The organism is Polaromonas sp. CT11-55 (assembly GCF_047303325.1).
Classification (GTDB): domain Bacteria; phylum Pseudomonadota; class Gammaproteobacteria; order Burkholderiales; family Burkholderiaceae_C; genus Polaromonas.
On the sequence record NZ_JBKBEX010000016.1, the window covers coordinates 73,517 to 97,635 of the forward strand.

Sequence of the window (24,119 nt, forward strand, 5' to 3'; positions counted from 1 at the left end):
ACAGGGGCCGACTTGACGCACCAATTTGACGCCGTGGTGATAGGCGCAGGCGCCGCCGGCCTGTTCTGCGCGGCCCAGGCGGGCCAGCGCGGCCTCAGGGTGCTGCTGCTGGACCACAGCGAAAAAGTCGCCGAAAAAATCCGCATCTCGGGCGGCGGGCGCTGCAACTTCACCAACCGCGACGCCACGCCCGCGCAGTTCCTGAGCGAGAACCCGCACTTTTGCCGCTCGGCGCTGTCGCGCTATACGCCGCAGGACTTCATCGGACTGCTGCAGCGCCACAACATCCCTTTTCACGAAAAGCACAAGGGCCAGCTGTTTTGCGACCGCTCGGCCGAAGACGTGATCAACATGCTGCTGGCCGAATGCGAAACCGGAAATGTCACGCGCTGGCAGCCCTGTGGCGTCCAGAGCCTCAAAGCCCCCCAGCAGCCGGGCGGAAACTACGAGCTTCAAAGCGACCGCGGCCTCATCACCGCGCCACAGGTGGTGATCGCCACCGGCGGCCTGTCGATTCCCAAGATAGGCGCCACCGATTTCGGCTACCGCATCGCCAAACAGTTCGGCCTGCGCCTGGTGGAGCCGCGCGCTGCTCTGGTGCCGCTGACCTTCGACGGTGAAGGCTGGGCGCCCTATGCCCAACTGGCCGGCCTGGCGCTGCCGGTGCTGATAGAAACCAGCCCGGCCGACGCCACGCCCAAACAGCGCAAAAAAGCCGTGGTGTTCTCGGAAGACCTGCTGTTCACCCATCGCGGCCTCAGCGGTCCGGCCGTGCTGCAGATCTCCAGCTTCTGGCGCGAAGGCCAGCCTATACGCATCAACCTTGCGCCCGGCGTGGACCTGCCGGCCCTGCTGCTGCGCGCCAAGGCCACGTCCAGAAAACTCATCGCCAACGAACTCGCGGCCCTGGTGCCCAGCCGCCTGGCCGACGCCTGGGTCAGCCAGGACCCTGCCCTGCAGCGCCCCATCAGCGAAGCCACCGACAAGGCCTTGCTAGCCCTGGCCCAGCGCCTGGCCGACTGGGAACTCACACCCAACGGCTCCGAAGGCTACAAAAAAGCCGAAGTCACCGTGGGCGGCGTAGACACCCGCGACCTGTCCTCCCAGACCCTGGAATCCAGGCAGCCGGGCCTCTATTTCATAGGCGAAGTCGTCGACGTCACCGGCTGGCTGGGCGGTTACAACTTCCAGTGGGCGTGGGCTTCGGCGCATGCCTGTGCCGAGGCGCTCAGTGCAGCGCACCAGCCCGCTCGCCAGGCAGCGCACTAGCCCGGCTGGGCCAGCTTCCACTCGCGCGGTGTCTGGCCGCATTGCGCCTTGAAGGCGCGCGAAAGCGCCGCTTCGCTGCCGTAGCCGACGTCTGCGGCGATGAGCTTGAGCGGCTGTCCCCGCCGCAATGCCTGCTGCGCCAGGCCCACCCGCCAGCGTTGCAGGTACACCCCCGGCGTACAGCCGACCGCGTCGCGAAACTGGTTGGCAAATACGCTGCGAGACATGCCCGCGCGATCAGCCAGGGCCTCCAGGCTCCATTCCTGCGCGGGGTGCTGGTGCATCGCGACAATGGCGTTGCGAAGGCGCGGATGCGAAAGCCCCGCCAGCATGCCGGAGCGCGTTTCGCCGTTTTCCATGAGGTGGCGCAACACCTGGATCAGCACCACGTCAAACAGCCGGTCCAGCAGCGCCTGCCGCCCGCAGCGCTGCTCGAATGCCTCTTCGAACAGCAGTTGCAGCACGCCGGCGGCGCCTTCGACCTGCGCCAGCGGCAGATGCACAAAGGCCGGCAAAGCGGCCGCGATCGGATTGGCCGCCCCGCCCTCAAAGCGCAAGTGTGCGCACACGAAATCAGCGCCATGGGCCGCATCGGTGATAAACCGGTGCGCCAATGGCCTGGGGTAAAGCAGCAGGCAGGGGCCGCTGACGCGCACGACTTCAGCGCCGCCGTGGCTGACGCCAACTTCCCCGCTGCGTACCAGATGCAGCTGCCCAGCGCCCTCCTCCTCGCCGAGTTCGTTCACGCCGCAGAGCGCGCCCGAATGAAAAACGTTCGCGCTCACCGAGAAATGCCTCAACAAAGTCTCAAGTCGATCAACCAATGAAATTCTCCATTTGATACTTTCGATCAATTTTTTAAGATTATTAAATACTTATCGTATTTTTCAAAGCGTAAAGTTCGTACTGTCGATTCCGACTTGACTTCAACCACCGCAAAGGACAGACATGAACGCTCTTACCCGCATCGCCGCCGCAGCAGCATTGGCCACCGCCGCCCTCACCGCCAGCCCGGCCATGGCCGCTGGCGAACCGCAGCAGCCCGCCTCCGCGGCGCGCAGCGCCAGTTACATCACCACCTCCGACGGCGTGCAGATTTATTACAAGGACTGGGGCCCGAAGAATGGCCCCGTGGTGAGCTTCAGCCACGGCTGGCCGCTCAACTCGGACAGCTGGGAATCGCAAATGATTTTCCTGGCCTCAAAAGGTTACCGCGTCATCGCCCATGACCGGCGCGGCCACGGGCGTTCCAGCCAGCCCTGGGACGGCAACGACATGGACCACTACGCCGCCGACCTCGCGGCGGTGATCGACACGCTGGGCGTGAAAGACGTGACGCTGGTGGGTTTTTCGACCGGTGGCGGCGAGGTGGCGCGTTACATCGGCCGTTACGGCACCGCGAAGGTCAAAAAAGCGGTGCTAGTCAGCGCCGTGCCGCCCCTGATGCTGAAGACGGCGGCCAACCCGGGCGGCCTGCCGATCGAGGTGTTCGACGGCATTCGCCAGGGCGAACTGTCCAATCGTTCGCAGCTTTACCTGGATATCGCCTCGGGCCCGTTTTTCGGCTTCAACCGCCCCGGCGCCAAGGTCTCGCAAGGTTTGATCCAGTCGTTCTGGGTGCAGGGCATGCAGGCGGGCCACAAGAACACCTATGACTCGATCGCGGCTTTCTCGGCCACCGATTTCACCGAGGACCTCAAGCGCTTTAACGTGCCGACCCTGGTGATCCACGGCGACGACGACCAGATCGTGCCCATAGACGCCTCCGGCCGCGCCGCCGCGAAACTCGTGAAAAACGCCAAACTGATCGTCTATCCCGGCGCGCCGCACGGCCTGACCGATACCCACAAAGACCGGCTCAACCAGGATTTGCTGAATTTCATCAGTGAATAGGCCCACCCCCGTCCAGGCTCACTGCGTGTAGCCTGTTCCCCCAAGAATTGGTACACCCCTGTCCAAGCTCACTGCGTGTAGCTTGTTCCCCCCTCAAGGGGGCGGCGCCTGCGGTCTGGCAAAGCCAGTCCCGCGGCCCCCGCTGGTTGTTGTGCCCCTCTTTTCAGGCCAGCATGAGCCGCGGAACCGGCTTCGCCGGGCCGCAGGCGGGCGGCCCCCTCGGGGGGCAGGGAGTTACACGCAGTGAACGACCGTGGGGGTGCTATAATCTCAGGCTTTGCTAGCAAACCCGCGCCTGGCCTGATCCTGATCAGATCAATTAAGGCGCACCTTTTGGATCAACTGAACAATGACCACCATCCGTGTAAAAGACAATGAGCCCTTCGACGTGGCTCTGCGCCGTTTCAAGCGCACCATTGAAAAACTCGGCCTGCTGACCGACCTGCGCGCCCGCGAGTTTTACGAAAAGCCAACGGCAGAGCGCAAGCGCAAGAAGGCAGCCGCCGTCAAACGCAACTACAAGCGCATCCGCTCGATGCAGTTGCCCAAGAAGCTGTACTAATCCTTTAGTACCGCCTCACGGCAACAAAAAGCCCGCACGAGGACGCTCTGCGGGCTTTTGTGCTTTTTGGCCCGCGCCAATCGATCCTCTCCCCCTTATTCCCGCCCCTCAGGAGCCCCGAATGTCAGCCCTCAAAGAAAAAATCACCGAAGACATGAAGACCGCCATGCGCGCCAAGGACAGCGAGCGCCTGGGCACCATACGCCTGCTGCTGGCGGCCCTCAAGCAAAAAGAGGTCGATGAGCGCGTGGTGCTGGACGACGCGGCCGTGGTCGCCATCGTCGACAAGCTGATCAAGCAGCGCAAGGATTCACTCGAAGCCTTCCAGAAGGCCGAGCGCAAGGACCTGGCCGACAAGGAAGCCGCCGAGCTGACCGTGCTGCAGGCTTACCTGCCAGCGCGCCTGAGCGCCGACGAAGTGGCGGCCGCCGTCAAGGCCATCGTGGCCGAACTGGGCGCCAGCGGCCCCGGCGACATGGGCAAGGTCATGGGCGCGGTGAAAGCCAAACTGGCCGGCAAGGCCGACATGGGCCAGGTCTCGGCCGCCGTCAAGGCCGCACTGGCCGGTTAAGTCCTGTTTGCGCCTCAGTGGCGCAGCAAAATCAGCGCGCAGCCCGCGGCCGTCAGCAAGGCGCCGCACCAGCCGCCCAGGGCGGGCCGGCGGCGGTACACCCACCACAGCAGCGGCAACAGCAGCACCGGCGTCACGGACGACAGCATGCCCACCATGCCGGCGCTGCCGTTTTGCAGGGCCTTGAGGATCAGCGTCATGCCCAGGGTCATGCCCAGCGCGGCGCTGGCACAGGTGTAGCCCAGGTCCACCCAGCGCGGCGACTGCGTGGCCTGCACCACACGCCAGCCGCTGAACAGCAGCACAGCGTGCGCCGCCAGGCCGCTGCTCATGCGCACCGCCGAGGCCGCCACCGGGTCCATGCCGCTTTGCATCAGCGGCTTGAGCATCAGCGTGGCCACCGACTGGCCCAGCGCCGCCACCAAACCCAGGGCGATGCCCACGGCCAACCGCCCTTTGGTGGACTCCCAGTGGTGCAGCTCGGTTTCGCGCCGGCCGAAGGCAATCGCCGTCATCACACCGGCAACCAGCAAGGCGCTGCCCAGCAAACCCCATCCCGACAAAGTCTCACCGAGGAAAAGCCAGGCCAACACCGCGGAAAACAGCGCATGCGTGGCAAACAAAATGCCGGAGCGCCGCGGCCCCAGTCGCCCCATGCAAGCGAACAGCGCCGTGTCACCGACAAATATGCCGATCACGCCCGACAGGGCCAGCACGCCCGCGCCGTCCAGCCGCAGGCTGCGCCAGCTTCCGGTGGCGAAGGCCAGGGCCCAGAGCATCGCGCAGGCAAACGCCAGGCGCCAGCGGCTGAAGGAAAAAGCCCCCATGCGGGCAACGGCGGAAGCCGACAACAGGCTGGAGCAGGCCCAGGTGGCCGCTGCGGCCAGCGCCAGGGTCTCGGCGGGCAGGATCATCGGGAAGGCTAGCTGCCCGCCACCTTCATGCGGTTGACCAGGATGGAGCCCACGGTTTTGGCGCCGTAGTTGTAGGCGTCCGCACCCACAGCCTCAATGCCCATGAGCATGTCCTTGAGATTGCCGGCGATGGTGATTTCCTCGACCGGGAAGACGATACGGCCGTTTTCGACCCAGAAGCCCGAGGCGCCGCGCGAGTAATCGCCGGTCACGTAGTTCACGCCCTGGCCCATCAGCTCGGTCACAAAAAGGCCGCGCCCCAGCTTGCGCAGCATCGCGTCCAGGTCGTCGCCCGGGCGCGTGTGCCGGCTGGTCAGGATCAGGTTGTGCGAGCCGCCGGCGTTGCCGGTGGTGCGCATGCCCAGCTTGCGGGCCGAATAGGTGCTCAGGAAATAACCCTCGACGCGGCCGCCGGCCACCACCTTGCGCGCCTGGGTTTTCACGCCCTCTTCGTCAAAAGGCGCGCTACCCTTGCCTTTGCGCAGGTGCGGGTCTTCGGCGACGTCGATGTGTTTGGGAAAAGCCGGCTTGCCCAGGCTGTCAGCCAGGAAGGTGCTTTTGCGGTACAGCGCACCGCCGCTCACGGCCTGCACAAAACCGCCCAGTAAACCTGCGGCAAGTGGCGACTCGAACAGCACCGGGCACTGCGTGGTCGGGATCTTGCGGCTTTTCAGGCGCGCCAGCGCACGCTCGGCGGCATAACGGCCCACGGCCTCGGGGCGAGCCAGTTCAGCCGCATCGCGCATGGAGCTGTACCAGGCATCGCGCTGCATCTGGTCGCCCTTGCCGGCGATGGGCGCCACCGAGATGCTGTGGCGCGAACTGGCATAACCGCCGCGAAAGCCCTTGGTGTGGGCGCTGAAAAAATGGCTTTGCTGGGCCGACACGCCCGCGCCTTCGCTGTTGGTGATCAGTCGGCTGGTGCCCAGGGCCGCGGCCTCGCATTGAAGGGCCAGTTGCGCGGCCTGTTCGGAATCTATGGCCCAGGGGTGGAACAAATCGAGCTCCGGGTGCACGCGCGCGATGTCGCGCTCGTCGGGCAGGCCCGATGTTTCGTCTTCGGCGGTGAAGCGCGCGATGTCGTAGGCCGCTTTCACGGTCTGCTCTATGGCCGCCTTGGAGAAATCGCTGGTCGCGGCATTGCCGCGCTTTTTGCCGATGTAGACGGTGATGCCCAGGGACTTGTCGCGGTTGCGCTCGACGTTTTCCAGTTCGCCCTTGCGCACACTGACTGACAGGCCGCAGCCTTCGGACGCCTCGGCCGCGGCATCGGTGGCGCCCAGTTTTTTGGCGTGCCCCAGGGCGGTGTCGACAAGGTCCTCGAAGAAATCGCGGTGGTAACTGAAGCCGCTTTCAGGCTGGTGGGAGGGCCGGGATGCGCCGCGTTTTGCGCCGCTGGCGCGAGAGGAAGCTTTTTGGGTCATATGGGTAGCTATGATACTGACTGCCATGAACAACAAGACTCCCAAGGCCATCAAGGGCTACTGGTCCAACGGCCGCTTCGTCAAACCCGAGGAAATCGCGCTCGAGGAAGTCGGCCCGCCCAGCAAAACCCAGCTCAAGGCCGAGGCCGACGAAAAACAGGCGCTCGGTGAAGCGCTGCTGACCCTGCGCGCCGACCTGATGGCGCGCCTGGACCTGCCCGACAAACTGCGCGACGCGATCGCCGACGCCAAAAAAATCACCAATTTCGAGGGCAAGCGCCGCCAGATGCAATTCATCGGCAAGCTGATGCGCCCGCTGGACCCTGAGCCCATTCGCGAAGCCATCAACGAACAGCTCAACGGCTCGGCCGACCTGACGCTGGCCCTGCACCTGGCCGAGCAATGGCGCGACAAGCTGATCGCCGACGACGCCGCGCTGGGCGACTGGTTGCGCGAATACCCCGGCACCGATTCCCAGCAGCTGCGCGCGCTGGTGCGCCAGGCCCGCAAGGACGCCAAGCCCGAAAAGCCCGGCGAAGCGCCGCGCCACGGCAAGTCCTACCGCGAGATATTCCAGCTGGTGCGCCATGCCATGGCCCAGGGGCCTGGAGAGCCCGAGGAACCCCAGGCATGAGCGAGGCCTTTGACGCCGTCAAAATCGGCATCGTCTCGGTCAGCGATCGGGCCTCGGCCGGCGTCTACGTCGACAAGGGCCTGCCGGCGCTTAAAGAGTGGCTCACGCGCGCGCTGCGCAACCCCATCACCTTTGAAGAACGCCTGATTCCCGACGAGCAGGCCGGCATCAGCGCCGCGCTGATCGCGCTGGTCGACGCCGGCTGCTCGCTGGTGCTGACCACGGGCGGCACAGGCCCCGCGCCGCGCGATGTGACGCCCGAAGCCACGCTGGCCGTGGCCCACAAGGAAATGCCCGGTTTCGGCGAACAGATGCGGCAGATCAGCCTGAAATTTGTGCCCACGGCCATCCTGTCGCGCCAGTGCGCGGTGATACGGGGCAAAAGCCTGATCCTGAACCTTCCCGGGCAGCCCAAATCGATCGCCGAAACACTGGAAGGGCTGAAAAACCCCGACGGTTCGCAGGCGGTGGCGGGTATTTTTGCCGCCGTACCTTATTGCATAGACCTGATAGGCGGCCCTTACCTGGAAACCGACGAAGCCGTGTGCCAGGCCTTCCGGCCCAAAAGCGCCCAGCGCCCGCCGCGCTGAGCCTTGCCACCCGCCGGTTTGGACCGGCCGGTTTTCTCACGTAGTATTCGGGCTTTACAACTCGAGGAGCTGAGATGGACGAGCTGATTGAAACGCCGGGCAAGGACTCGAAAAACACCGCCGTGCTGATCTGGATAGGAACCCTGTTCCTGGGCTTTATCCCGGGCCTGATCGTTTACCTGGTGAAAAAGGACGACGCCTATATCCTGGACCAGTCCAAGGAGGCGCTGAACTGGTCCATCACGGCGGCCATAGGCTATGTGGCGGGGATGATCCTCACCTTTGTGCTGATCGGCTTCCTGGTGTTTGTGGCGCTGGGCATTTGCCACCTGGTGTTCTGCGTCATGGGCGCGATAGGCGCCTCCAACGGCAAGACCTTTCGCGTGCCCTTCGCGCTGCGCCTGATCAACTGATGCGCTGATCGCCCCAGGCGAAAAGTAAAAAAGGAAGGGCCATCCTTCCTTTTTTTTGGCCGCCCTGCTTCCTGTTTACTTGCCGACAAGCTGGTTGAGCTTGTCGGCCTCGAAGGTCTCGGTGAGCGCCGCGTCCTTGGGCACGCAGTCCTTGCTCATGGCAGTTTGCGGGCCGGAGAGCTTTTCAATCGCCTGCCACAGCAAGGCGATCTGGTGCTCCTGGCCGGCCGCGTTGTCGATCAGGCCGTGCATGGCCTGGGACAGCGGGTCGTCTTCCAGCGTGATGCCGTAGGCCGAAAACGGCGTGGTCGTGACGTCGGCGCTTTCACCGGTCTTGGACGGAATGATGCGCGCCGGAATGCCCACGGCCGTGGCCCCCGCCGGCACGGGCTTGATCACCACCGCGTTGCTGCCTATCTTGGCGCCGTCGCCGACCAGGAAACCGCCCAGCACCTTGGCACCGGCACTGACCACCACGTCCTTGCCCAAAGTCGGGTGCCGCTTGGTGCCCTTGTAGAGCGAGGTGCCACCCAGCGTGACGCCCTGGTAAATCGTGCAGCCGTCGCCGATCTCGGCGGTCTCGCCGACGACAACCCCCATGGCGTGGTCAAAAAACACCCGCTCGCCGATTTTGGCGCCGGGGTGGATTTCAATGCCCGTCATCCAGCGCGAAACATGAGAGATAAAGCGGCCCATCCATTTGAAGCCGTGGTTCCAGCACCAGTGCGCGCGGCGGTGCAGCACCAGGGCATGCAGCCCCGGATAGCAGGTCAGAGCCTCCCAGGCCGTGCGGGCGGCGGGATCGCGGTCGAGGATGCACTGGATGTCGGAGCGGAGTCGGGAAAACATGGTGGGAGTTTAGTGGCCGTCCACAGACCGTGCTGGCGTGCTGTCTTTAGGTGGCATTTGGGCGACTATGGCAGCGTTTTGCAGCATGGCCTTGGCCACGCCGCGCAGGATGTGGATTTCCTCGGGGCTCAGCTGAGCGCGGTTGAACAGCTGGTTGAGCCGGGGCATCAGCTTTTTGGGCGAGGCCGGGTCCAGAAAGCCTATGCCGGTCAGCGCCTCTTCCCAATGTTTGAGCATGCCGGCCACCGCCGCCGCGTCGGCCTGCACCGGTTCGGCCGTCGCCGGCTGCACGCTGAAGCCGCCCAGTGCCTGGCGCCAGTCGTAGGCGATCAGTTGCACGGCCGCACCCAGGTTCAGCGAGCCGAATTTCGGGTCGGTCGGAATGCTGAGCGCCACATGGCAGCGGTAGACATCCTCGTTCTGCATGCCGAAGCGCTCGGAGCCGAACAAAAAAGCCACCGATTCAGGCTTCGCGGGGGCCGCACCCAGGGGCTGGCTATCACCCAGCAGGGCCGCGAAATGCTCACGCGGCGCACGCGTGGGCGGGCCGAAGTCGCGCGGCGTCATGGCGGTGGCGCAGAGGTGGGCCATGCCGTCCAGGGCCTCGTCCAGCGTGGCGACGATGCGGGCATTTTTGAGCACATCGAGCGCGCCGCTGGCGCGCTGTATGGTTTCCTCGCGGTTCAGCACATTGGCCCAGCGCGGCGCGACCAGCACCAGGTCGTCAAAACCCATGGTTTTCATGGCGCGGGCGGTGGCGCCGACATTGCCGGCATGGCTGGTGTTGATCAGGATGAATCGCGTATGCATGGGACAGGATTGTCCTATGCGGATGGCTTCAGGACCTTGATCAGGGCCCTGATCTTGGGCGACATCGCGCCTTTGCGCCAGATCAGCTCGGTTTGCGCCCGGTCGCTTCCGGGCGGCAGCGCATGCACGCTCAGGCGCGCGCGCTCGGGAAACGTCGCCAGCACGCTGAGCGGCACCAGCGAAATACCCATGCCCACCACCACGCAGCCCAGCATCGCGTGATAAGACGTGATTTCTATGGTCTGCACCGGCATGCTGTTTTTGCCGGCGTACCACTGCTCGAGCCGGGCCCGGTGCGGGCAGCCCTGTTCAAAGGCGACGATGCTGCGCGGGGGCTCGGCGCCTGCGGAGGTGATGGCGGCGTGCCCTGCGCTTGCCACGATCACCAGTTCCTCGCTGAACACCGGTTCGCGCTCGAAAGGCCCCTCGACGATGGGGCCGGTCACCAGAGCGGCGTCCATGGCGCCGGCCAGCACTGCCGCCGCCAGTTGCTGTGGATTACCGGTCTTGAGCGCCAGCTTCACTTCCGGGTAAAGACGCACAAAATCACTGAGTGGACCGGGCAGGCGCACGGCCGAGGTGCTTTCCATGGCGCCGAGCGCCAGCGCACCGCGCGGGCTGCCGTCGCGCACCGCATCGCGCGCCTCGTCGGCCAGGTCCAGCAGGCGATGGGCATAGTCCAGCAACACCTGCCCGGCCGGCGACAAATGCAGGCGCTTGCCCTCGCGGATAAACAGCGGCGTTCCGAGTTTCTCCTCCAGCTGGCGTATGCGCGTCGTGATGTTGGACTGCACCCGGTGCAGCCGCTCGGCCGCGCGTGTCACGCCGCCGGCCTCCACCACCGCCCGAAAAATCGCCAGGTCACTGAGCTCCATACATCTCCATTAAAGATATAAATTATCTTTATTATTCATTTTTCAGAATGCATTGTCACGCGTATCGTCCAGCCCTTGACCACTTCACAACACCCAAGGAACAACATGCCAAAGGCTTACTGGATCGTGCGCGTCTCGGTGCGCAACATCGACGAATATCCCCGCTATCTCACGGCGGCGCGGCCCGCCTTCGAGAAGTTCGGGGCCAACTTCCTCGTGCGCGGTGGCGCTTACGAGAGCATGGAGGGCAGCTCGCGCGAGCGCAATGTCGTTGTGGAGTTCGCCGACATGGCGACCGCCCAGGCCTGTTACGCCAGCCCCGAATACCAGGCGGCGCGGGCCATACGCCAGCAATACGCGGACGCGGATTTCCTGATCGCGCAAGGCGCTTAGGCCTGTTCAGGCGCGATATGGCTCTCAGGAGACCTCAGGAGGGGGCCGTATCGCGTTTATGGGAAAATACCGCCATTGCCCGCCGCCCGCATCGCCGGCGCCGGTTTATCCCGTTCTTCCCTACAAGTTATGTCCAGCAATCTCCATCCCATGCTCAACGTGGCCATCAAGGCTGCGCGCGCTGCCGGCGCCATCATCAACCGCGCGGCGCTTGACGTCGAAGCGGTCCGCGTCTCGGTCAAGCAGACCAACGATTTCGTCACCGAGGTCGACCAGGCCGCCGAGGCGGCCATCATCGAAACCCTGCTGAGCGCCTACCCCGGCCACGGCATCCTGGCCGAGGAATCGGGCAGCGAGCATGGCGCCAAGGACTCCGACTACGTCTGGATCATCGATCCGCTGGACGGCACCACCAACTTCATCCACGGCTTTCCTGTCTATTGCGTCAGCATCGCGCTGGCCGTCAAGGGCAAGGTCGAGCAGGCCGTGGTCTACGACCCCACCCGCAACGACATCTTCTGCGCCACCAAAGGCCGCGGCGCCTACATGAACGACCGCCGCATCCGCGTGGCCAAGCGCACCCGGCTGCAGGAGTGCCTGATCTCCACCGGCTTTCCCTACCGTCCCGGCGACAAGCTCAAGGCCTACCTCAACATGCTGGGCGAAGTCATGAGCCAGACCGCCGGCGTGCGCCGCCCCGGCGCCGCGGCGCTGGACCTGGCCTATGTGGCCGCCGGCTTCAGCGACGGCTTTTTTGAAGCCAACCTCAAACCCTGGGACGTGGCGGCAGGCTCGCTGCTGGTGACCGAGGCCGGCGGGCTGATCGGCAACTTCACCGGCGAAGCCGACTTCATGGACCACGGTGAATGCGTGGCCGGCAACCCGCGCGTCTACGGCCAGCTGGTGGCCACCCTGGGCAAATACAGCAAATTCGCCGGCGCCGGCGACAAAGCCGTGGTGCGCCAGGCCCTGCAGGACACGCCTGCGGCGCAGGAAGCTGAAGAAGGCGCCGAAGAAAGTGCGGCGCCCGCCGCCCCGGCCGAGAAGCCCACGCTCAAGGCCAAGCGCATCAAGGCCGGCGAAAGCGCGGCCCCCAAGGCACCGGACGCTCCTTTCTAAGCAAAGCCCGCCTCGCGGGCTTTTTCTTTTGGGAAAGGTCCATGCGTTTCGTTAAAGTGTGCTCTGGCACACCATGAACCGGTCCGACCCCTCTCCCCCAGCCGCGCTGGCGACCCGATCGCTGCGCCGGGCGCAGGACTGGCTGCACAAAAGCCTGCACGTGCTGCTGAGCCAGTACGTCGCCAACGGCCTGACGGTGTCGCTGGGCCTGGTGCTCATCATGCTGGCGATTTTCGAGGCCGCCGGGCTGGCCGCCGCCTCCACCGCCGCCGTCGGCGTGATGATCACCAGCCTGCCCGACGTGCCGGCGCCGCGCCGGCGCAAGATCATGCAGATGCTGCCCGCGCCGATGCTGGGCGCGCCGCTCTTCATGCTGGTGCAGTTGGTGCGCCACGACGAGCTGCTGTTGGGCATCGTGGTCGCGGCCGCCACTTTCCTGGCCGTGATGATGATGGCCTGGGGCAAGCGCGGCGGGCCCATCTGTTTTTCGCTGCTGTTTTCCACGCTGTTTTCCATGGCCGCACCGCCGGTCGCCTCGCTGCAGCAGATCGCGCTGCACGGCGCCTGGTTTGTGGCCGGCGCCGGGCTTTACCTGCTGTGGGCCGTGTTCACCACCCATTTGCTGAACCGGCGCTTTCGCGCGCAGCTGCTGGCCGAATGCCTGCACAGCTTCGCGCAGATCTTGCGCACCCAGTCCCAGCGCTTCGGCCCGCGGCCCGACCACAACGCGCTGCTGGCGCGCATGCTGCAGCAACAGGCCGCGCTGGCCGACCATCTGCAGAACACGCGCGACCTGGTGCTGGAGTCGCCCACCACGCCCGATCGCCAACGCCTGGCGGCCATGCTGCTGAGCCTGCTGGAGGCGCGCGACCATCAGCTCGCCTGCGACCTGGACCTGGATTTTTTGCTGGAGCACAGCGCCACCGTGGCCGTGCTGCCCGCCCTGCAGCTGGCGCTGGACAGCACCGCCGCGCGGCTCGAAACCCTGGGCATGGACCTGCTGCTGGGCCGGCGCGGCACGGCGGTCGCCGCCATCACCGACCTGCGGCCGGAACTCGCCGGCGCGCTGCCGCCGCGCACCAAACGCGCCGACCCGCTGGCGCCCGACCCGCTGCTGGTCGATACCACGGACCCGCTGGCGCTGTTGCACAACATGGCTGACCGCATAGGCCACATCAACGACGAGGCCGTGAAGATGGCGGCGCTGGCGCGCGGCGACATCCCGCCAGGGCTGTCGGCCGTGCGCACCCAGTGGCAGCTCTTCGTCAGCACCGTGCACTGGTCCTGGAAGCCCTTGCTGGGCCAACTGAGCTGGAGCGCCCCCATCCTGCGCTACGCGCTGCGCTGCACGCTGGCGGTGGCGGCCGGCTACGCGGTGGCGCTGCGCCTGCCCTGGGTAGCGCATGAATACTGGATCCTGCTGACCATCGTGGTGGTGATGCGCGGCAACCTGGCGCAAACCGTGCAGCGCCGCAATGCGCGCGTGGCCGGCACGTTGCTGGGCTGCGCGCTGGTCATGGCCGTGCTGGCGCCGCACCCGGGCGCCCGCACCATCTTCGGCGTGATCGCGCTCAGCATGGGCCTGGCCCACGCCTTCGCGCTGCGGCGCTACCTTTTCACCTCCATCGCGGCCACCGTGGCCGGCCTGCTGCAGGCGCATTTGCTGCTGGCCGGCGTGGAACCCGGTTTCGCCATGGCCGAGCGCCTGGCCGACACCCTGCTGGGCGCGCTGATCGCCTGGCTGTTCAGCTACGTGCTGCCGGCCTGGGAGCGCAAACAGCTTCCGGCGCTGGTGCTGCGCAGCACCGGCGCCCAGGCCAGGCACGCGCAGCTGGCGCTCGCGCTGCTCGACGAGGCCCGGGCTTCCGACCTGCCCTGGCGGCTGGCCCGGCGCGAGGCCTACAACAGCCTGTCCGACCTCACCCTGGCCGCCCAGCGCAGTCTGGCCGAGCCCCACAAGGTGCGCCCGGCGCTGGAGCCGCTCGAGGCCCTGCAGGCGCGCAGCTACCAGCTGCTGGCCCAGCTCACGGCCGTCAAATCGCTGCTATTGCTGCATCGCGCCCAGCTCAACCTCGCGGTGGTCAGGCCCGCGCTGGCGCGGGCCGCCGGCTGTATAGAGGCAGAACTCTCGGGCACCGGGGCCGCCGCGCCCGAAATCGGCCCGGCCGTCGCCGGCCAGCCCTTCCAGCCCCGGCCCGATCCACTGATGACACTGGATCTCACGCCCTGGCTGCTGCGCCGGCTGGACCTGGCCTGCGCCATGGCGCGGGAGCTGCGCTTGACCCAGGCCCGCGTGCTGACCTGGGGCTCGGGCTCCGCGGCCACGGCGCAAGCGCCCATCCAGCGCCAGGTGCTGTAGGCAAAGGCCGCGACAAGCCGCGAAGAGGGCTTCGCCCCTGTCGCCTCGGCTAAAATTTCTGGTTCAAGCAGGGTTGCGCGTGCGCGGCAAATCCTGTCCTCAGAACTCTTCCCCATACCTAGCGAGCACCATGCCTGAATCCATTGTCAAAGCTTCTGTAGCGTCGGCCGACGCGGCCCTGCTGCGCGAAGTCGCGGAACTGGTGGTGAGCGCCTTGAACCTGGAAGTCAGCGCCGACGAGATCCAGCCCGACGAGCCCCTGTACGGCGACGGCTTGGGACTGGATTCCATCGACATCCTGGAGATCGCGCTGGTGGTTTCCAAACACTATGGCCTTCAGCTCAAGGCCGACCACGAAGACAACCACGCCATCTTCCACTCGCTGCGCAGCCTGGGCGACCATATCGCCGCCTGGCGAACCCAGTGAACAACAGCGGGGCGGCGCGGTTCGGCCAGGCCTGGCGCTGGGGCGGCGCGCTGGCCCTGGGCATAGGCTACGCCCTTGTCTCCCACCTGGCCGCCACATCGGACGCGCCGGGCCTGCTGCAGGCATCGGTCGCTGTGCTGCCGCTGCTGGCGCTGGCCCTCCTTCTGGCCTGGCGCTCACCGCGGCGGCCGGCCATGCTGGCCCTGTGCGCGCTGGCCTGCCTTGGGTTTTACGCTGCGAGGAACTGGCTGCTCTCGCACTACAGCTGGATTTTTTTTCTGGAGCACGCAGGCACCTACACACTGCTGTGCGCCACGTTCGGCCGCACCTTGGCGCCGGGCCAAACCCCCATGATTTCGCAGTTCGCCCGCATCGTGCACGGAGAGCTCACACCGGCGATCAGCGCCTACACCCGCTCCGCCACCTGGGCCTGGACCCTGTATTTCGCCGGCATTGCGGGGCTTTCCCTGCTGCTCTTCTGGTTCGCGCCCATGGCGGTCTGGTCCACCTTTGCCTACCTGCTGGGCATTCCCCTGCTGGGACTGATGTTTGCCGCGGAATACGCGGCGCGCTGCTACGTCCTGCCCCCGGGGGAGCGCGCCGGCCCGCTGGAGGCGATCCAGGCCTACCGGCAGGCTTCACAGCGCCACGCGTCCCGGCCATGAGCAGCCTGCCGCTGCTGGCCCACACCCGCGAGCAAGACCTGCTGGCCCTGCGCCACGGCCAGCCCGTCAGCGCCGGGCAATTCCTGGCCGACGCCAGGCGGCTGGCCGCGGCCTTGCCGGCGGGCCGGCATGTGCTGAACGCCTGCGCGGACCGCTACCGTTTCGCCGTCGGCATGGCGGCCGCGCTGCTGGCCGACAAGCTCAGCCTGCTGCCGCCCACGCTGACGCCGGAAATGGTCAGGCAAATCCAGGCCTTTGCGCCCGACGTCTTCTGCCTGTCGGACCAGGCCCAGTCCCTGGCGCTGCCGCAACTGGCCTGGGCCGACGCGATGGCGGGAGCCCCACCGAAGCTGCAAAGCCGGCGGGGCGGCGCATGGGAGGTCCCGCAAATTCCCGCCTCGCGTGTCGCGGCCATCATGTTCACCTCCGGCTCCACCGGCGTGCCGGTGGCGCACCGCAAAAGCTGGGGCAGCCTGGTGCGCGGCGCCCAGGCCGAAGCCGGCCGCCTCGGGCTGCTCGGCGATCAGCGGCACAGCATTGTGGCCACCGTGCCGCCCCAGCACATGTACGGCTTCGAATCCACCGTGCTGCTGCCCCTGCAGGGCGGCGGCGTGCTGGGCGCGGGCCATCCGTTTTACCCGGCCGACATCTGCGCCGCGCTGGCCGAGGCGGCGCGCCCGCGCATGCTGGTGACCACGCCGGTGCACCTGAAAGCCTTGCTCGCTTCGGGCCTCGACATCCCGCCCATAGACCTGCTGCTGTCCGCCACCGCCGCCCTGCCACCGCAGCTGGCGCTGGCCGCCGAAACCCGGCTGCAGGCCCCGCTGCTTGAAATCTATGGATCGACCGAAACCGGGCAGATCGCCACCCGGCACCTGAGCCAGGGGCAGGCCTGGACGCTGCTGCCGGACGTCGGCCTCAATACCAGCGAGGGCCAGGCCTGGGCGGCGGGCGGCCATGTCGAGCAAGCCACGCCCCTGGCCGATGAACTCGAGGTGCTGCCCGAAGGCCGCTTCCTGCTGCACGGCCGCACCGCCGACCTGGTCAACATCGCCGGCAAGCGAAGCTCTCTGGGCTACCTGAACCACCAATTGGCCGCCATACCGGGCGTGCTCGACGGCGCCTTCTTCATGCCGGACGAACAAGAGGGCGACAGCGTGGTGCGGCTGATGGCTTTTGTGGTGGCGCCTGGCCTGGCGGCGCCCGCCCTGCTGGCGGCACTGAGGGAGCGCATAGACGCCATCTTCATTCCCAGGCCGCTGGTGCTGCTGGAGGCCCTGCCGCGCAACAGCACCGGGAAGCTGCCACGCGAGGCGCTGCTGGCACTGGCGCGCGAACATCTTCGCAAAAGGCCCGGCCATGCTGCTTGAAACCCGGTTTGTCGTGGCGCCGGACCACCCAGCGTTTGCCGGGCATTTCCCCGGCAACCCCATCGTGCCCGGCGTGCTGCTGCTCGATGCAGCCGTGCACGCGGTGCTGCAAGCCCTCGAAGCCGCAGGCGCCGCGACCCGGCCCTGCGAAATCAGCGCCGCCAAGTTCCTCAGTCCCGTGGGGCCCGGCGAAACCCTCACGATATCCTGCAGCCCCGGTGCCCGCGGCATCCACTTCGAGATCCGCAGCGGCGCGCGGCAAGCGGCCACCGGCACCCTCGTGCTGCCGCCCTCGCCATGAGCGCGCCGCAGCGGGTGAAAGACGGCTCGGCAGCCGAATGGCGGCAACAGCCCGAGCGCAGCAGCGTCTTCATGCTGCGCGTGATGACCCTGATTTCCCTGAGCCTGGGCCGCCGCGCCAGCCGCGCCATCCTGTACGGCATCGCGGCCTACTTCCTGGCCTTCGCGCCCACGGCACGCCGCATGTCGCGCAACTACCTGCGCCGCGTGCTCGAGCTGCCCTCGCCCGCCGCCGTCGGCTGGCGCCACCTGTTCCGGCATTTCCTGAGTTTCGCCTCGGCCGTCCACGACCGGGTCTTCCTGCTCAACGACCGCTTCGACCTGTTCGACATCCGGGTGCACAACCAGGCGCTGATCGACGAGGCGGTGGCCGGCGGCAAGGGTGTCTTTCTCATAGGCGCCCACCTGGGGAGTTTTGAAGTGCTGCGCGCCATCGGGCGCCGCCAGCCCGGGCTGCGCGTCGCCATGGCGATGTACGAGGAGAACGCGCGCAAGATCAACGCCGCGATGGGCGCCATCAATCCCCAGGCGCAGATGGACGTGATCGCGCTGGGCCACATCGATTCCATGATCCGCGTGCACGCCCTGCTGGACCAGGGCGCCGTGGTCGGCATGCTGGGCGACCGCACGCTGGGCACTGACGACACCTATCCCGTCGACTTCCTGGGTGCCCCCGCCGAATTGCCGCTGGGGCCTTTTCGCATGGCCGCCGTGCTCAAACGCCCGGTGCTGTTCATGGCGGGGCTCTACCGCGGCGGCAACCGCTACGACGTCCACTTCGAGGCGCTCGCGGACTTCTCCGCGCTGCCGCCGCGCGGCCGCACGCAGGCGGTGCACGAGGCCGTGACGCGCTATGCTGCACTGCTGGCGCGGTATTGCCGCAGCGCACCCTACAACTGGTTCAATTTTTTCGATTTCTGGCACGCCGCGCCGCCGCAGGCCAGCCGTCCCGGACAACAGCCTTGAGCAGCGCATGACACACCTTCCTTCGCACACTGCACCGGCCGCGGCGTTCTCACGGACAGCCCGGCTGGCAGCCGTCCTGGCGGGCCTGGCCCTGGCCGTGTGGAGTCCCGGCGCGCTGGCCGCCTGGGACTTGCAGCAGTTGATGGACACCTTGGCGCAAACCAAGTCGGGCCGCGCCACTTTCATCGAGAAAAAACATATCGCACTGCTCGACCGGCCGGTGGAATCGTCCGGGGAACTGCTCTATACCGCACCCGACCGGCTCGAAAAACGCACACTCAAGCCCAAGCCCGAATCCATGGTCGTCAACGGCGGCGAACTGGTGATAGAACGCGGCCGGCAAAAATACCAGCTGCAGCTGCAGGCCTACCCCGAGTTGGCCGCCTTCATCGACAGCATTCGCGGCACGCTGGCCGGCGACCGCGGCGCGCTAGAGCGCAGCTACCGGCTCAGCCTGGAAGGCAGCGCCGAACGCTGGACCCTGCAATTGCAGCCGCTGGACCCCAAGATGCAGGCGGTGATCCAGCGCATCCGCATCAGCGGCGTGCGCAACCAGGTGCGCGGCATAGACATCGCCCAGGCCGACGGCGACAGCTCCAGCATGGCCATCGAACAGGCGGCGCCGTGACGGCAGCCGCGACGCGCGGCCGCATGGCCGCCATCGCGCTGTGGCTGGTGTTCCTGGCCGGCTGCGCGCTGGTCATCAGCCGCACCCATTTCACCACCGACCTCTCGGCCTTTTTGCCGCGCACGCCCACGCCCGAGCAGCAGCTGCTCAAGGACCAGATCACCGAGGGCCTGGCCTCACGCCTGGTGCTGGTGGGCATAGAGGGCACCGATGCCCCGACCCGGGCCCGGCTGTCGCGGCAGCTCGCCCAGCAGTTGCGCGCCGATCCCGCCTTCGCCAGCGTGTCCAACGGCGAGCCCGTCAACAGCGCGCGCGACCGCGACTTCCTGCTGGCCAACCGCTATGTGCTGAGCCCCGCCGTCACGCCCGAGCGCTTCAGCGAAGCCGGCCTGCACGCGGCCCTGGGCGAAAGCATAGACCTGCTCGCCTCGCCCGCGGGCCTGATGGCCAAGGCCCTGCTGCCGCGCGACCCGACCGGTGAAATGGTGCAGTTGCTGGGACAGTTCAATGCCGGCAGCCAGCCGAGGCAGGTCGACGGCGCCTGGGCCTCGCGCGATGGCCGGCGCGCGCTGATGCTGCTGCAAACCCGCGCGGCGGGCTCCGACACCGATGCCCAGCAACAGGCCATGGCCGCGGTCCGCAAGGCCTTCGACGCGGCCGCCGGCCAGAGCGGCGCCTCGCTCGTCATGACCGGCCCCGGCGTGTTTTCCGTCACCTCGCGCGAGGCCATCCAGAGCCAGGTCAGCCTTCTTTCGATGATCAGCGTGGCGCTGATCGCGGGCCTGCTGCTGCTGGTCTATCGCTCCGTCGGCGCGCTGGTCCTGGGTTTCCTGCCCGTCATCACCGGCGCGCTGGCGGGCATTGCCGCAGTGAGCCTGGGCTTCGGCTCGGTGCACGGCATCACGCTGGGTTTCGGCACGGCCCTGATCGGCGAGGCGGTGGACTATTCCATCTACCTGTTCGTGCAGTCCGAGGATGCCGGCGCGGACCCGCAGCATTGGGTCAGGCGCTTCTGGCCCACGGTACGGCTGGGCGTGCTGACCTCCATCGCCGGTTTTGCCTCGCTGCTGCTGTCCGGCTTTCCGGGCCTGGCGCAACTGGGCCTGTATGCAATCGCCGGCCTGGTCACGGCCGCCGCGGTCACCCGCTATGTGCTGCCGCACCTGCTGCCGGCGGGCTTTCGCATCCATGACGTCTCGGCCATCGGGCATGTGCTGCAGGCGCTGGCGGCGCGCGCCCCGGCCCTGCGCTGGCCAGCCGCGGCCCTGCTGCTGGCCGCCTGCGCCGTCCTGGCCGGCCACCATGCCAGCCTGTTCAACGACAAGATCTCCTCGCTGAGCCCGGTGTCGCAAGCCGATGTGGCGCTCGACGAAAGCCTGCGCGCCGACATGGGCGCGCCGGATGTGCGTTATGTGGTGGTGGTCTCCGCCGGCAGCCAGGAAGCGGCGCTGCAAACCGCCGAGCGGGTGTCCGGCGTGCTCCAGGCGCAGGTCGAGCGCGGCCAGATCGCCGGCTTTGACAGCCCCAGCCGCTACCTTCCCAGCCTGGCCACGCAAAGCGCCCGCCAGACCAGCCTGCCGCCGCCCGAGCAGCTGCAGCCGCGGCTGGCCCGGGCGGTGCAGGGCCTGCCGGTGCGTGCGGAGGTCTTCGCGCCCTTTCTGGCCGACGTCGCCGCAGCCCGCGGCCGGCCCCCGCTGCAAGCGGCCGACCTGGAAAAAACATCCATGGCCATGGGCCTGGACGCCCTGCTGCTCGGCAAAGCCGGACGCTGGAACGCCTTGCTGCCGCTGACCGCGCCCAAGGGCGCGAACATCCAGGCCGCCGACATCCACGCCGCCCTGGCGGCCGCCTCCCTGCCCGGCGTGCTGTTTGTCGATCTGAAAACCGAATCGGACCGCCTGTACGCGGGCTACCTGCACGAGGCCATCATGCTGTCGCTGGGCGGGCTGGCCCTCATCGTGGTGCTGCTGCTGGCGGTGTTCCGCTCGCCGGCCCGGGTGCTGCGCACCCTCGCGCCGCTGGCCGCCGCGGTCGTCACAGTCACGGCCGGCCTGGCGCTGCTGGGCCAGCAGCTGATCATCCTGCACCTGGTCGGCCTGCTGCTCGTCGTGGCCGTCGGCTCCAACTACGCGCTGTTCTTTGACCGGCCCGACCCGGCCACGCCGATCGCGCCGCGCACCCTGGCCTCCATGCTGCTGGCCAACCTGACCACGGTGGCGGGCTTTGGGCTGCTGGCATTTTCCAAGGTCTCCATCCTGCAGGCCATGGGCGCCACGGTCGCGCCCGGCGTCATCCTGGCGCTGCTGTATGCGGCGATCTTTGCGCGGAGGGCCCATGCCTGAGCCCGGCACAGTGTGGAAACCCGGCGCCCTGCTGCGCGCCAGCGCCGGCGTGCACCTGCTGGCGCTGGTGGCCGTCATTGTGAAGATGGGCCTCTGGCCCTGGGCCCTCGCGGCCGTGGTGCTCAATCACGGGCTGATCGCCTTTGCCGGCCTCTGGCCGCGCAGCCATTGGCTGGGCCCGAACTGGACGCGCCTGCCCGCCGCGGCCGAGGCCCGACGCGAAATCGCGCTGACCATCGACGACGGGCCCGACCCCGCCGTGACCCCCCTGGTGCTGGACCTGCTGGATCGCCACGCGGTCCGCGCCACGTTTTTTTGCGTCGGCGAAAAAGCCGCGCGCCACCCCGAGCTGTGCCGCGAGATGGTGCGGCGCGGCCATGCCGTTGAAAACCACAGCCAGCACCACCGCCATCATTTTTCCGTGACCGGCCCGCGCAGCATGCTGCGCGAGCTGCAGGCCGCGCAGGACACGCTGGCCCGGGCCAGCGGCCAGCGCCCGCTGTTCTTTCGCGCGCCGGCCGGCCTGCGCAACCCCTTCCTCGACCCGGTGCTGGCCCGGCTGGGCCTGAAGCTCGCCAGCTGGTCGGTGCGCGGTTTCGACACGCGCACCGGCGACGCCGCGCGCGTGCTGCGCAGGCTTCAGGCCGGGCTGCGTCCCGGCGCCATCGTGCTGCTGCACGACGGCAACGCGGCGCGCACGCCGCAAGGTATTCCTGTCGTGCTCGAGGTGCTGCCGCCCCTGCTCGAATCGATCAGCGCGGCCGGGCTGCGCACCGTGACCCTGCGTCAGGCCCTCGCATGAAGCCGCCGCAAGCCCAACCCACCGCGTGGTCCCGCATGGCCGAAGCTGTTTCGCGGCACTTCTTCCTCAAGGGCGTGGGGACGATGCTGTTCATCGCCCTGTTTTTCGGCGCCTATTTCTACCTGCTCAAGTACCCGGTCTTTCCCCTCACCGTGATGCCGCGGACCTGGGCCGACCATCTGGTCGGCTTTGCGCCGCTGGCCCTGCCGGTCTACCTGTCGCTGTGGGTCTATGTGTCGCTGCCGCCGCTGTTCTTCAGCGACAGGCGCGAACTGCTGCATTACGGCCTGGCGATCGCACTGACCTGCCTCTTCGGCCTGGCGGTGTTTTTTGTCTGGCCCACGGCCGCCCCGCCGGCCGACGTCGACTGGCTGAAATACCCCGATATGCAGTTCCTGAAAAACATCGACGCGGCGGGCAACGCCTGCCCTTCGCTGCATGTGGCGACGGCCGTTTTCTCGGGCCTGTGGCTGCACCGCCTGTTGCGCGGATTTTCCGCACCGTCCTGGCTGCTGTGGCTGAACGCCCTGTGGTGCGCCGGCATCGCCTACTCGACACTGGCCACGCGCCAGCACGTCGCGGTGGACGTCGCCGCCGGCATCGCCTTGGGCGGGCTCGCGGCCTGGCTGTCCCTGCGCCTGCACCGGCAACGCGGGGGACGCGCGTGAGCACCGGCCCGCGGCGCGGCATGCGGCCGCCCCTGCTGGCGGTTTGCTAAAGTGTCTTTTTCTTCAGAGAGGCCCTCTCCCCTGTACCCCCTTTGGCTTTCCCATTTCACCGCGACCAGCAGCATGGGACGCGGCCTGGCACAGACCCTGGACGCGCTGCGCGCGCGACGCGGCGGGCTGGCGCCCTGCGGTTTCGACACGGTCGACCTGCAGACCTTTGTCGGCGAGGTGCAAGGCGTGGACCAGGTCGTGCTTCCCGAGCCCTTGGCCGCTTTCGATTGCCGCAACAACCGGCTCGCCCTGCTGGGGCTGAGGCAGGACGGCTTTGAGGCCGCCGCGGCCGCCGCCGTCCAGCGCCACGGCGCGCAGCGCGTGGGCGTCTTTATCGGCACCAGCACGTCGGGCATCCTGCAAACCGAGCTCGCCTACCGCCGGCGCGATCCGCACAGCGGCGCGCTGCCCGCGGACTTCCACTACAACACCACCCACAACACCTTCTCGGTGGCCGACTTCACGCGCCAGTACCTGGGCCTGGCCGGCCCGGCCGTCGTGGTTTCGTCGGCCTGCTCGTCCAGCGCCAAGGTCTTTGCCTCGGCGCAAAGAATGATGCGCGCGGGCCTGATCGACGCCGCGGTGGTGGGCGGTGTGGATTCGTTGTGCCTGACCACTTTGTACGGCTTCAATTCGCTGGGCCTGACTTCCGGGCAGGCCTGCCGCCCCTTCGACGCCGAGCGCGACGGCATCTCCATCGGCGAGGCCGCCGCCTTTGCGCTGCTTGAACGCGCGCCGGCGCGGCCCCGGCCCGGCGACGTGCTGCTGCTGGGCGTGGGCGAATCCAGCGACGCGTACCACATGTCTTCGCCGCACCCCGAGGGCCTGGGCGCGCGCCTGGCCATGGAGCAGGCCCTGGCCATGGCCGGCCTGGGCGCGGCCGACATCGACTACATCAACCTGCACGGCACCGCGACACAGAGCAACGACGCCGCCGAAGCCAAGGCGGTGGCGGCACTGTTCGGCACGAGCGTCCCCTGCAGCTCCACCAAGGGCGCGACCGGCCACACCCTGGGCGCCGCCGGCGGCCTGGAGGCCGTGGTCTGCGCGCTGGCGCTGCAGCACGGCCTGCTGCCCGGCGGCCTCAACACCCGCGCGCTCGACCCGGCGCTGCCGGTCCACTACCTGGTGGACAACCAGCAAGCGGCCCCGCGCCATGTGCTCAGCAATTCCTTCGGCTTCGGCGGCACCAACTGCAGCCTGCTGCTGGGCTGCGCCGGCTGAA

General features: G+C 67.5%; 24 protein-coding genes and 1 pseudogene. 19 read left to right on the forward strand and 6 right to left on the reverse strand.

Annotated elements, in window-relative coordinates:
• Nucleotides 1–12 precede the first annotated feature (12 nt).
• A complete protein-coding gene (locus ACEN8I_RS15555; RefSeq protein ID WP_413329407.1) occupies nt 13–1,269 on the forward strand; it encodes an NAD(P)/FAD-dependent oxidoreductase in 1,257 nt (418 codons plus the stop codon).
• Here ACEN8I_RS15555 and ACEN8I_RS15560 read toward each other — a convergent pair.
• Complete coding sequence (locus ACEN8I_RS15560) at nt 1,266–2,123, reverse strand: cupin domain-containing protein (RefSeq protein ID WP_413329408.1); 858 nt, start codon at nt 2,121–2,123, stop codon at nt 1,266–1,268. The genes ACEN8I_RS15555 and ACEN8I_RS15560 overlap by 4 nt on opposite strands.
• Nucleotides 2,124–2,217: 94 nt before the next feature.
• Here ACEN8I_RS15560 and ACEN8I_RS15565 point away from each other — a divergent pair, with 94 nt between their 5' ends.
• The 3 genes from ACEN8I_RS15565 to ACEN8I_RS15575 all read left to right on the forward strand — a co-directional run bounded on the left by ACEN8I_RS15565 (nt 2,218) and on the right by ACEN8I_RS15575 (nt 4,295).
• Nucleotides 2,218–3,162, forward strand: coding sequence for an alpha/beta fold hydrolase (locus ACEN8I_RS15565; protein ID WP_413329409.1), 945 nt, complete (start codon nt 2,218–2,220; stop codon nt 3,160–3,162).
• Between the two features lie 349 nt (nt 3,163–3,511).
• Nucleotides 3,512–3,724: a 30S ribosomal protein S21 gene (rpsU, locus tag ACEN8I_RS15570; protein ID WP_007872347.1), complete on the forward strand. Its 213-nt coding sequence runs from the start codon at nt 3,512–3,514 to the stop codon at nt 3,722–3,724.
• Between the two features lie 121 nt (nt 3,725–3,845).
• Nucleotides 3,846–4,295 carry a GatB/YqeY domain-containing protein gene (locus ACEN8I_RS15575; RefSeq protein ID WP_413329410.1) on the forward strand — a complete coding sequence of 150 codons (450 nt, stop codon included), beginning with the start codon at nt 3,846–3,848 and terminating at the stop codon, nt 4,293–4,295.
• 14 nt (nt 4,296–4,309) lie between these two features.
• Here ACEN8I_RS15575 and ACEN8I_RS15580 read toward each other — a convergent pair whose 3' ends face one another.
• Both ACEN8I_RS15580 and pmbA read right to left on the reverse strand, forming a co-directional pair.
• Nucleotides 4,310–5,209 carry a DMT family transporter gene (locus ACEN8I_RS15580; protein WP_413329411.1) on the reverse strand — a complete coding sequence of 300 codons (900 nt, stop codon included), beginning with the start codon at nt 5,207–5,209 and terminating at the stop codon, nt 4,310–4,312.
• Between the two features lie 8 nt (nt 5,210–5,217).
• Nucleotides 5,218–6,633 carry a metalloprotease PmbA gene (gene pmbA, locus ACEN8I_RS15585; RefSeq protein ID WP_413329412.1) on the reverse strand — a complete coding sequence of 472 codons (1,416 nt, stop codon included), beginning with the start codon at nt 6,631–6,633 and terminating at the stop codon, nt 5,218–5,220.
• Between the two features lie 25 nt (nt 6,634–6,658).
• On the opposite strand from pmbA, the gene yjgA reads away from it, so the two are divergent.
• The 3 genes from yjgA to ACEN8I_RS15600 all read left to right on the forward strand — a co-directional run bounded on the left by yjgA (nt 6,659) and on the right by ACEN8I_RS15600 (nt 8,270).
• Nucleotides 6,659–7,267 (forward strand): ribosome biogenesis factor YjgA, encoded by a 609-nt coding sequence (gene yjgA / locus ACEN8I_RS15590; RefSeq protein ID WP_413329413.1) that lies wholly within the window; start codon nt 6,659–6,661, stop codon nt 7,265–7,267.
• Nucleotides 7,264–7,857 carry a molybdopterin adenylyltransferase gene (gene mog, locus ACEN8I_RS15595; protein ID WP_413329414.1) on the forward strand — a complete coding sequence of 198 codons (594 nt, stop codon included), beginning with the start codon at nt 7,264–7,266 and terminating at the stop codon, nt 7,855–7,857. Before yjgA ends, mog begins: the two co-directional genes overlap by 4 nt.
• 74 nt (nt 7,858–7,931) lie before the next feature.
• Nucleotides 7,932–8,270 carry a DUF4870 domain-containing protein gene (locus tag ACEN8I_RS15600; RefSeq protein WP_413329415.1) on the forward strand — a complete coding sequence of 113 codons (339 nt, stop codon included), beginning with the start codon at nt 7,932–7,934 and terminating at the stop codon, nt 8,268–8,270.
• Between the two features lie 75 nt (nt 8,271–8,345).
• On the opposite strand, the gene cysE is transcribed toward ACEN8I_RS15600, so the two are convergent.
• From cysE to ACEN8I_RS15615, 3 genes are read right to left on the reverse strand one after another with little or no spacing between them, the layout of a single operon-like run.
• Entirely contained in the window at nt 8,346–9,119 is a 774-nt protein-coding gene (gene cysE / locus ACEN8I_RS15605) for a serine O-acetyltransferase (RefSeq protein ID WP_413329416.1), read from the reverse strand.
• A 9-nt stretch (nt 9,120–9,128) separates the two neighbouring features.
• On the reverse strand, nt 9,129–9,929 hold the full coding sequence (locus tag ACEN8I_RS15610; RefSeq protein WP_413329417.1) for an RNA methyltransferase: 801 nt from the start codon (nt 9,927–9,929) through the stop codon (nt 9,129–9,131).
• A 14-nt stretch (nt 9,930–9,943) separates the two neighbouring features.
• Nucleotides 9,944–10,804 (reverse strand): LysR substrate-binding domain-containing protein, encoded by an 861-nt coding sequence (locus ACEN8I_RS15615; RefSeq protein WP_413329419.1) that lies wholly within the window; start codon nt 10,802–10,804, stop codon nt 9,944–9,946.
• A 105-nt stretch (nt 10,805–10,909) separates the two neighbouring features.
• Here ACEN8I_RS15615 and ACEN8I_RS15620 point away from each other — a divergent pair, with 105 nt between their 5' ends.
• The 12 genes and pseudogenes from ACEN8I_RS15620 (at nt 10,910) to ACEN8I_RS15675 (ending at nt 24,118) form a co-directional block, all read left to right on the forward strand.
• Nucleotides 10,910–11,197 carry a DUF1330 domain-containing protein gene (locus ACEN8I_RS15620; RefSeq protein WP_413329420.1) on the forward strand — a complete coding sequence of 96 codons (288 nt, stop codon included), beginning with the start codon at nt 10,910–10,912 and terminating at the stop codon, nt 11,195–11,197.
• Between the two features lie 129 nt (nt 11,198–11,326).
• Entirely contained in the window at nt 11,327–12,316 is a 990-nt protein-coding gene (locus ACEN8I_RS15625; RefSeq protein ID WP_413329421.1) for an inositol monophosphatase family protein, read from the forward strand.
• Between the two features lie 73 nt (nt 12,317–12,389).
• Nucleotides 12,390–14,675, forward strand: coding sequence for an FUSC family protein (locus ACEN8I_RS15630; RefSeq protein WP_413329422.1), 2,286 nt, complete (start codon nt 12,390–12,392; stop codon nt 14,673–14,675).
• Nucleotides 14,676–14,805: 130 nt separating this feature from the next.
• Complete coding sequence (locus ACEN8I_RS15635) at nt 14,806–15,102, forward strand: phosphopantetheine-binding protein (RefSeq protein ID WP_413329423.1); 297 nt, start codon at nt 14,806–14,808, stop codon at nt 15,100–15,102.
• Complete coding sequence (locus tag ACEN8I_RS15640; RefSeq protein ID WP_413329424.1) at nt 15,099–15,767, forward strand: hypothetical protein; 669 nt, start codon at nt 15,099–15,101, stop codon at nt 15,765–15,767. Before ACEN8I_RS15635 ends, ACEN8I_RS15640 begins: the two co-directional genes overlap by 4 nt.
• Nucleotides 15,764–17,438 (forward strand): annotated as a pseudogene (locus tag ACEN8I_RS15645) (AMP-binding protein). The gene ACEN8I_RS15640 and the pseudogene ACEN8I_RS15645 overlap by 4 nt, the downstream one beginning before the upstream one ends.
• Nucleotides 17,435–18,403, forward strand: coding sequence for an acyl-CoA synthetase (locus ACEN8I_RS15650; protein WP_413329425.1), 969 nt, complete (start codon nt 17,435–17,437; stop codon nt 18,401–18,403). The pseudogene ACEN8I_RS15645 and the gene ACEN8I_RS15650 overlap by 4 nt, the downstream one beginning before the upstream one ends.
• A gap of 7 nt (nt 18,404–18,410) precedes the next feature.
• Nucleotides 18,411–19,031, forward strand: a complete 621-nt coding sequence (locus ACEN8I_RS15655; protein ID WP_413329426.1) for a LolA-related protein — start codon at nt 18,411–18,413, stop codon at nt 19,029–19,031.
• A 23-nt stretch (nt 19,032–19,054) separates the two neighbouring features.
• Complete coding sequence (locus ACEN8I_RS15660) at nt 19,055–21,373, forward strand: MMPL family transporter (RefSeq protein WP_413329451.1); 2,319 nt, start codon at nt 19,055–19,057, stop codon at nt 21,371–21,373.
• Nucleotides 21,366–22,175, forward strand: coding sequence for a polysaccharide deacetylase family protein (locus tag ACEN8I_RS15665; RefSeq protein WP_413329427.1), 810 nt, complete (start codon nt 21,366–21,368; stop codon nt 22,173–22,175). Before ACEN8I_RS15660 ends, ACEN8I_RS15665 begins: the two co-directional genes overlap by 8 nt.
• Nucleotides 22,172–22,843 (forward strand): phosphatase PAP2 family protein, encoded by a 672-nt coding sequence (locus ACEN8I_RS15670; RefSeq protein WP_413329429.1) that lies wholly within the window; start codon nt 22,172–22,174, stop codon nt 22,841–22,843. The genes ACEN8I_RS15665 and ACEN8I_RS15670 overlap by 4 nt, the downstream gene beginning before the upstream one ends.
• 81 nt (nt 22,844–22,924) lie before the next feature.
• Entirely contained in the window at nt 22,925–24,118 is a 1,194-nt protein-coding gene (locus tag ACEN8I_RS15675) for a beta-ketoacyl-[acyl-carrier-protein] synthase family protein (RefSeq protein WP_413329452.1), read from the forward strand.
• The last annotated feature ends 1 nt before the right edge of the window (nt 24,119 follow it).

Coding starts and splice junctions, on each gene's coding strand:
- ACEN8I_RS15565 (WP_413329409.1), top strand. CDS start 2,218: ATGAACGCTCTTACCCGCATCGCCGCCGCAGCAGCATTGGCCACCGCC.
- rpsU (WP_007872347.1), top strand. CDS start 3,512: ATGACCACCATCCGTGTAAAAGACAATGAGCCCTTCGACGTGGCTCTG.
- ACEN8I_RS15575 (WP_413329410.1), top strand. CDS start 3,846: ATGTCAGCCCTCAAAGAAAAAATCACCGAAGACATGAAGACCGCCATG.
- ACEN8I_RS15580 (WP_413329411.1), bottom strand. CDS start 5,209: ATGATCCTGCCCGCCGAGACCCTGGCGCTGGCCGCAGCGGCCACCTGG.
- pmbA (WP_413329412.1), bottom strand. CDS start 6,633: ATGACCCAAAAAGCTTCCTCTCGCGCCAGCGGCGCAAAACGCGGCGCA.
- yjgA (WP_413329413.1), top strand. CDS start 6,659: ATGAACAACAAGACTCCCAAGGCCATCAAGGGCTACTGGTCCAACGGC.
- mog (WP_413329414.1), top strand. CDS start 7,264: ATGAGCGAGGCCTTTGACGCCGTCAAAATCGGCATCGTCTCGGTCAGC.
- ACEN8I_RS15600 (WP_413329415.1), top strand. CDS start 7,932: ATGGACGAGCTGATTGAAACGCCGGGCAAGGACTCGAAAAACACCGCC.
- cysE (WP_413329416.1), bottom strand. CDS start 9,119: ATGTTTTCCCGACTCCGCTCCGACATCCAGTGCATCCTCGACCGCGAT.
- ACEN8I_RS15610 (WP_413329417.1), bottom strand. CDS start 9,929: ATGCATACGCGATTCATCCTGATCAACACCAGCCATGCCGGCAATGTC.
- ACEN8I_RS15615 (WP_413329419.1), bottom strand. CDS start 10,804: ATGGAGCTCAGTGACCTGGCGATTTTTCGGGCGGTGGTGGAGGCCGGC.
- ACEN8I_RS15620 (WP_413329420.1), top strand. CDS start 10,910: ATGCCAAAGGCTTACTGGATCGTGCGCGTCTCGGTGCGCAACATCGAC.
- ACEN8I_RS15625 (WP_413329421.1), top strand. CDS start 11,327: ATGTCCAGCAATCTCCATCCCATGCTCAACGTGGCCATCAAGGCTGCG.
- ACEN8I_RS15630 (WP_413329422.1), top strand. CDS start 12,390: ATGAACCGGTCCGACCCCTCTCCCCCAGCCGCGCTGGCGACCCGATCG.
- ACEN8I_RS15635 (WP_413329423.1), top strand. CDS start 14,806: ATGCCTGAATCCATTGTCAAAGCTTCTGTAGCGTCGGCCGACGCGGCC.
- ACEN8I_RS15650 (WP_413329425.1), top strand. CDS start 17,435: ATGAGCGCGCCGCAGCGGGTGAAAGACGGCTCGGCAGCCGAATGGCGG.
- ACEN8I_RS15655 (WP_413329426.1), top strand. CDS start 18,411: ATGACACACCTTCCTTCGCACACTGCACCGGCCGCGGCGTTCTCACGG.
- ACEN8I_RS15660 (WP_413329451.1), top strand. CDS start 19,055: ATGGCCGCCATCGCGCTGTGGCTGGTGTTCCTGGCCGGCTGCGCGCTG.
- ACEN8I_RS15665 (WP_413329427.1), top strand. CDS start 21,366: ATGCCTGAGCCCGGCACAGTGTGGAAACCCGGCGCCCTGCTGCGCGCC.
- ACEN8I_RS15670 (WP_413329429.1), top strand. CDS start 22,172: ATGAAGCCGCCGCAAGCCCAACCCACCGCGTGGTCCCGCATGGCCGAA.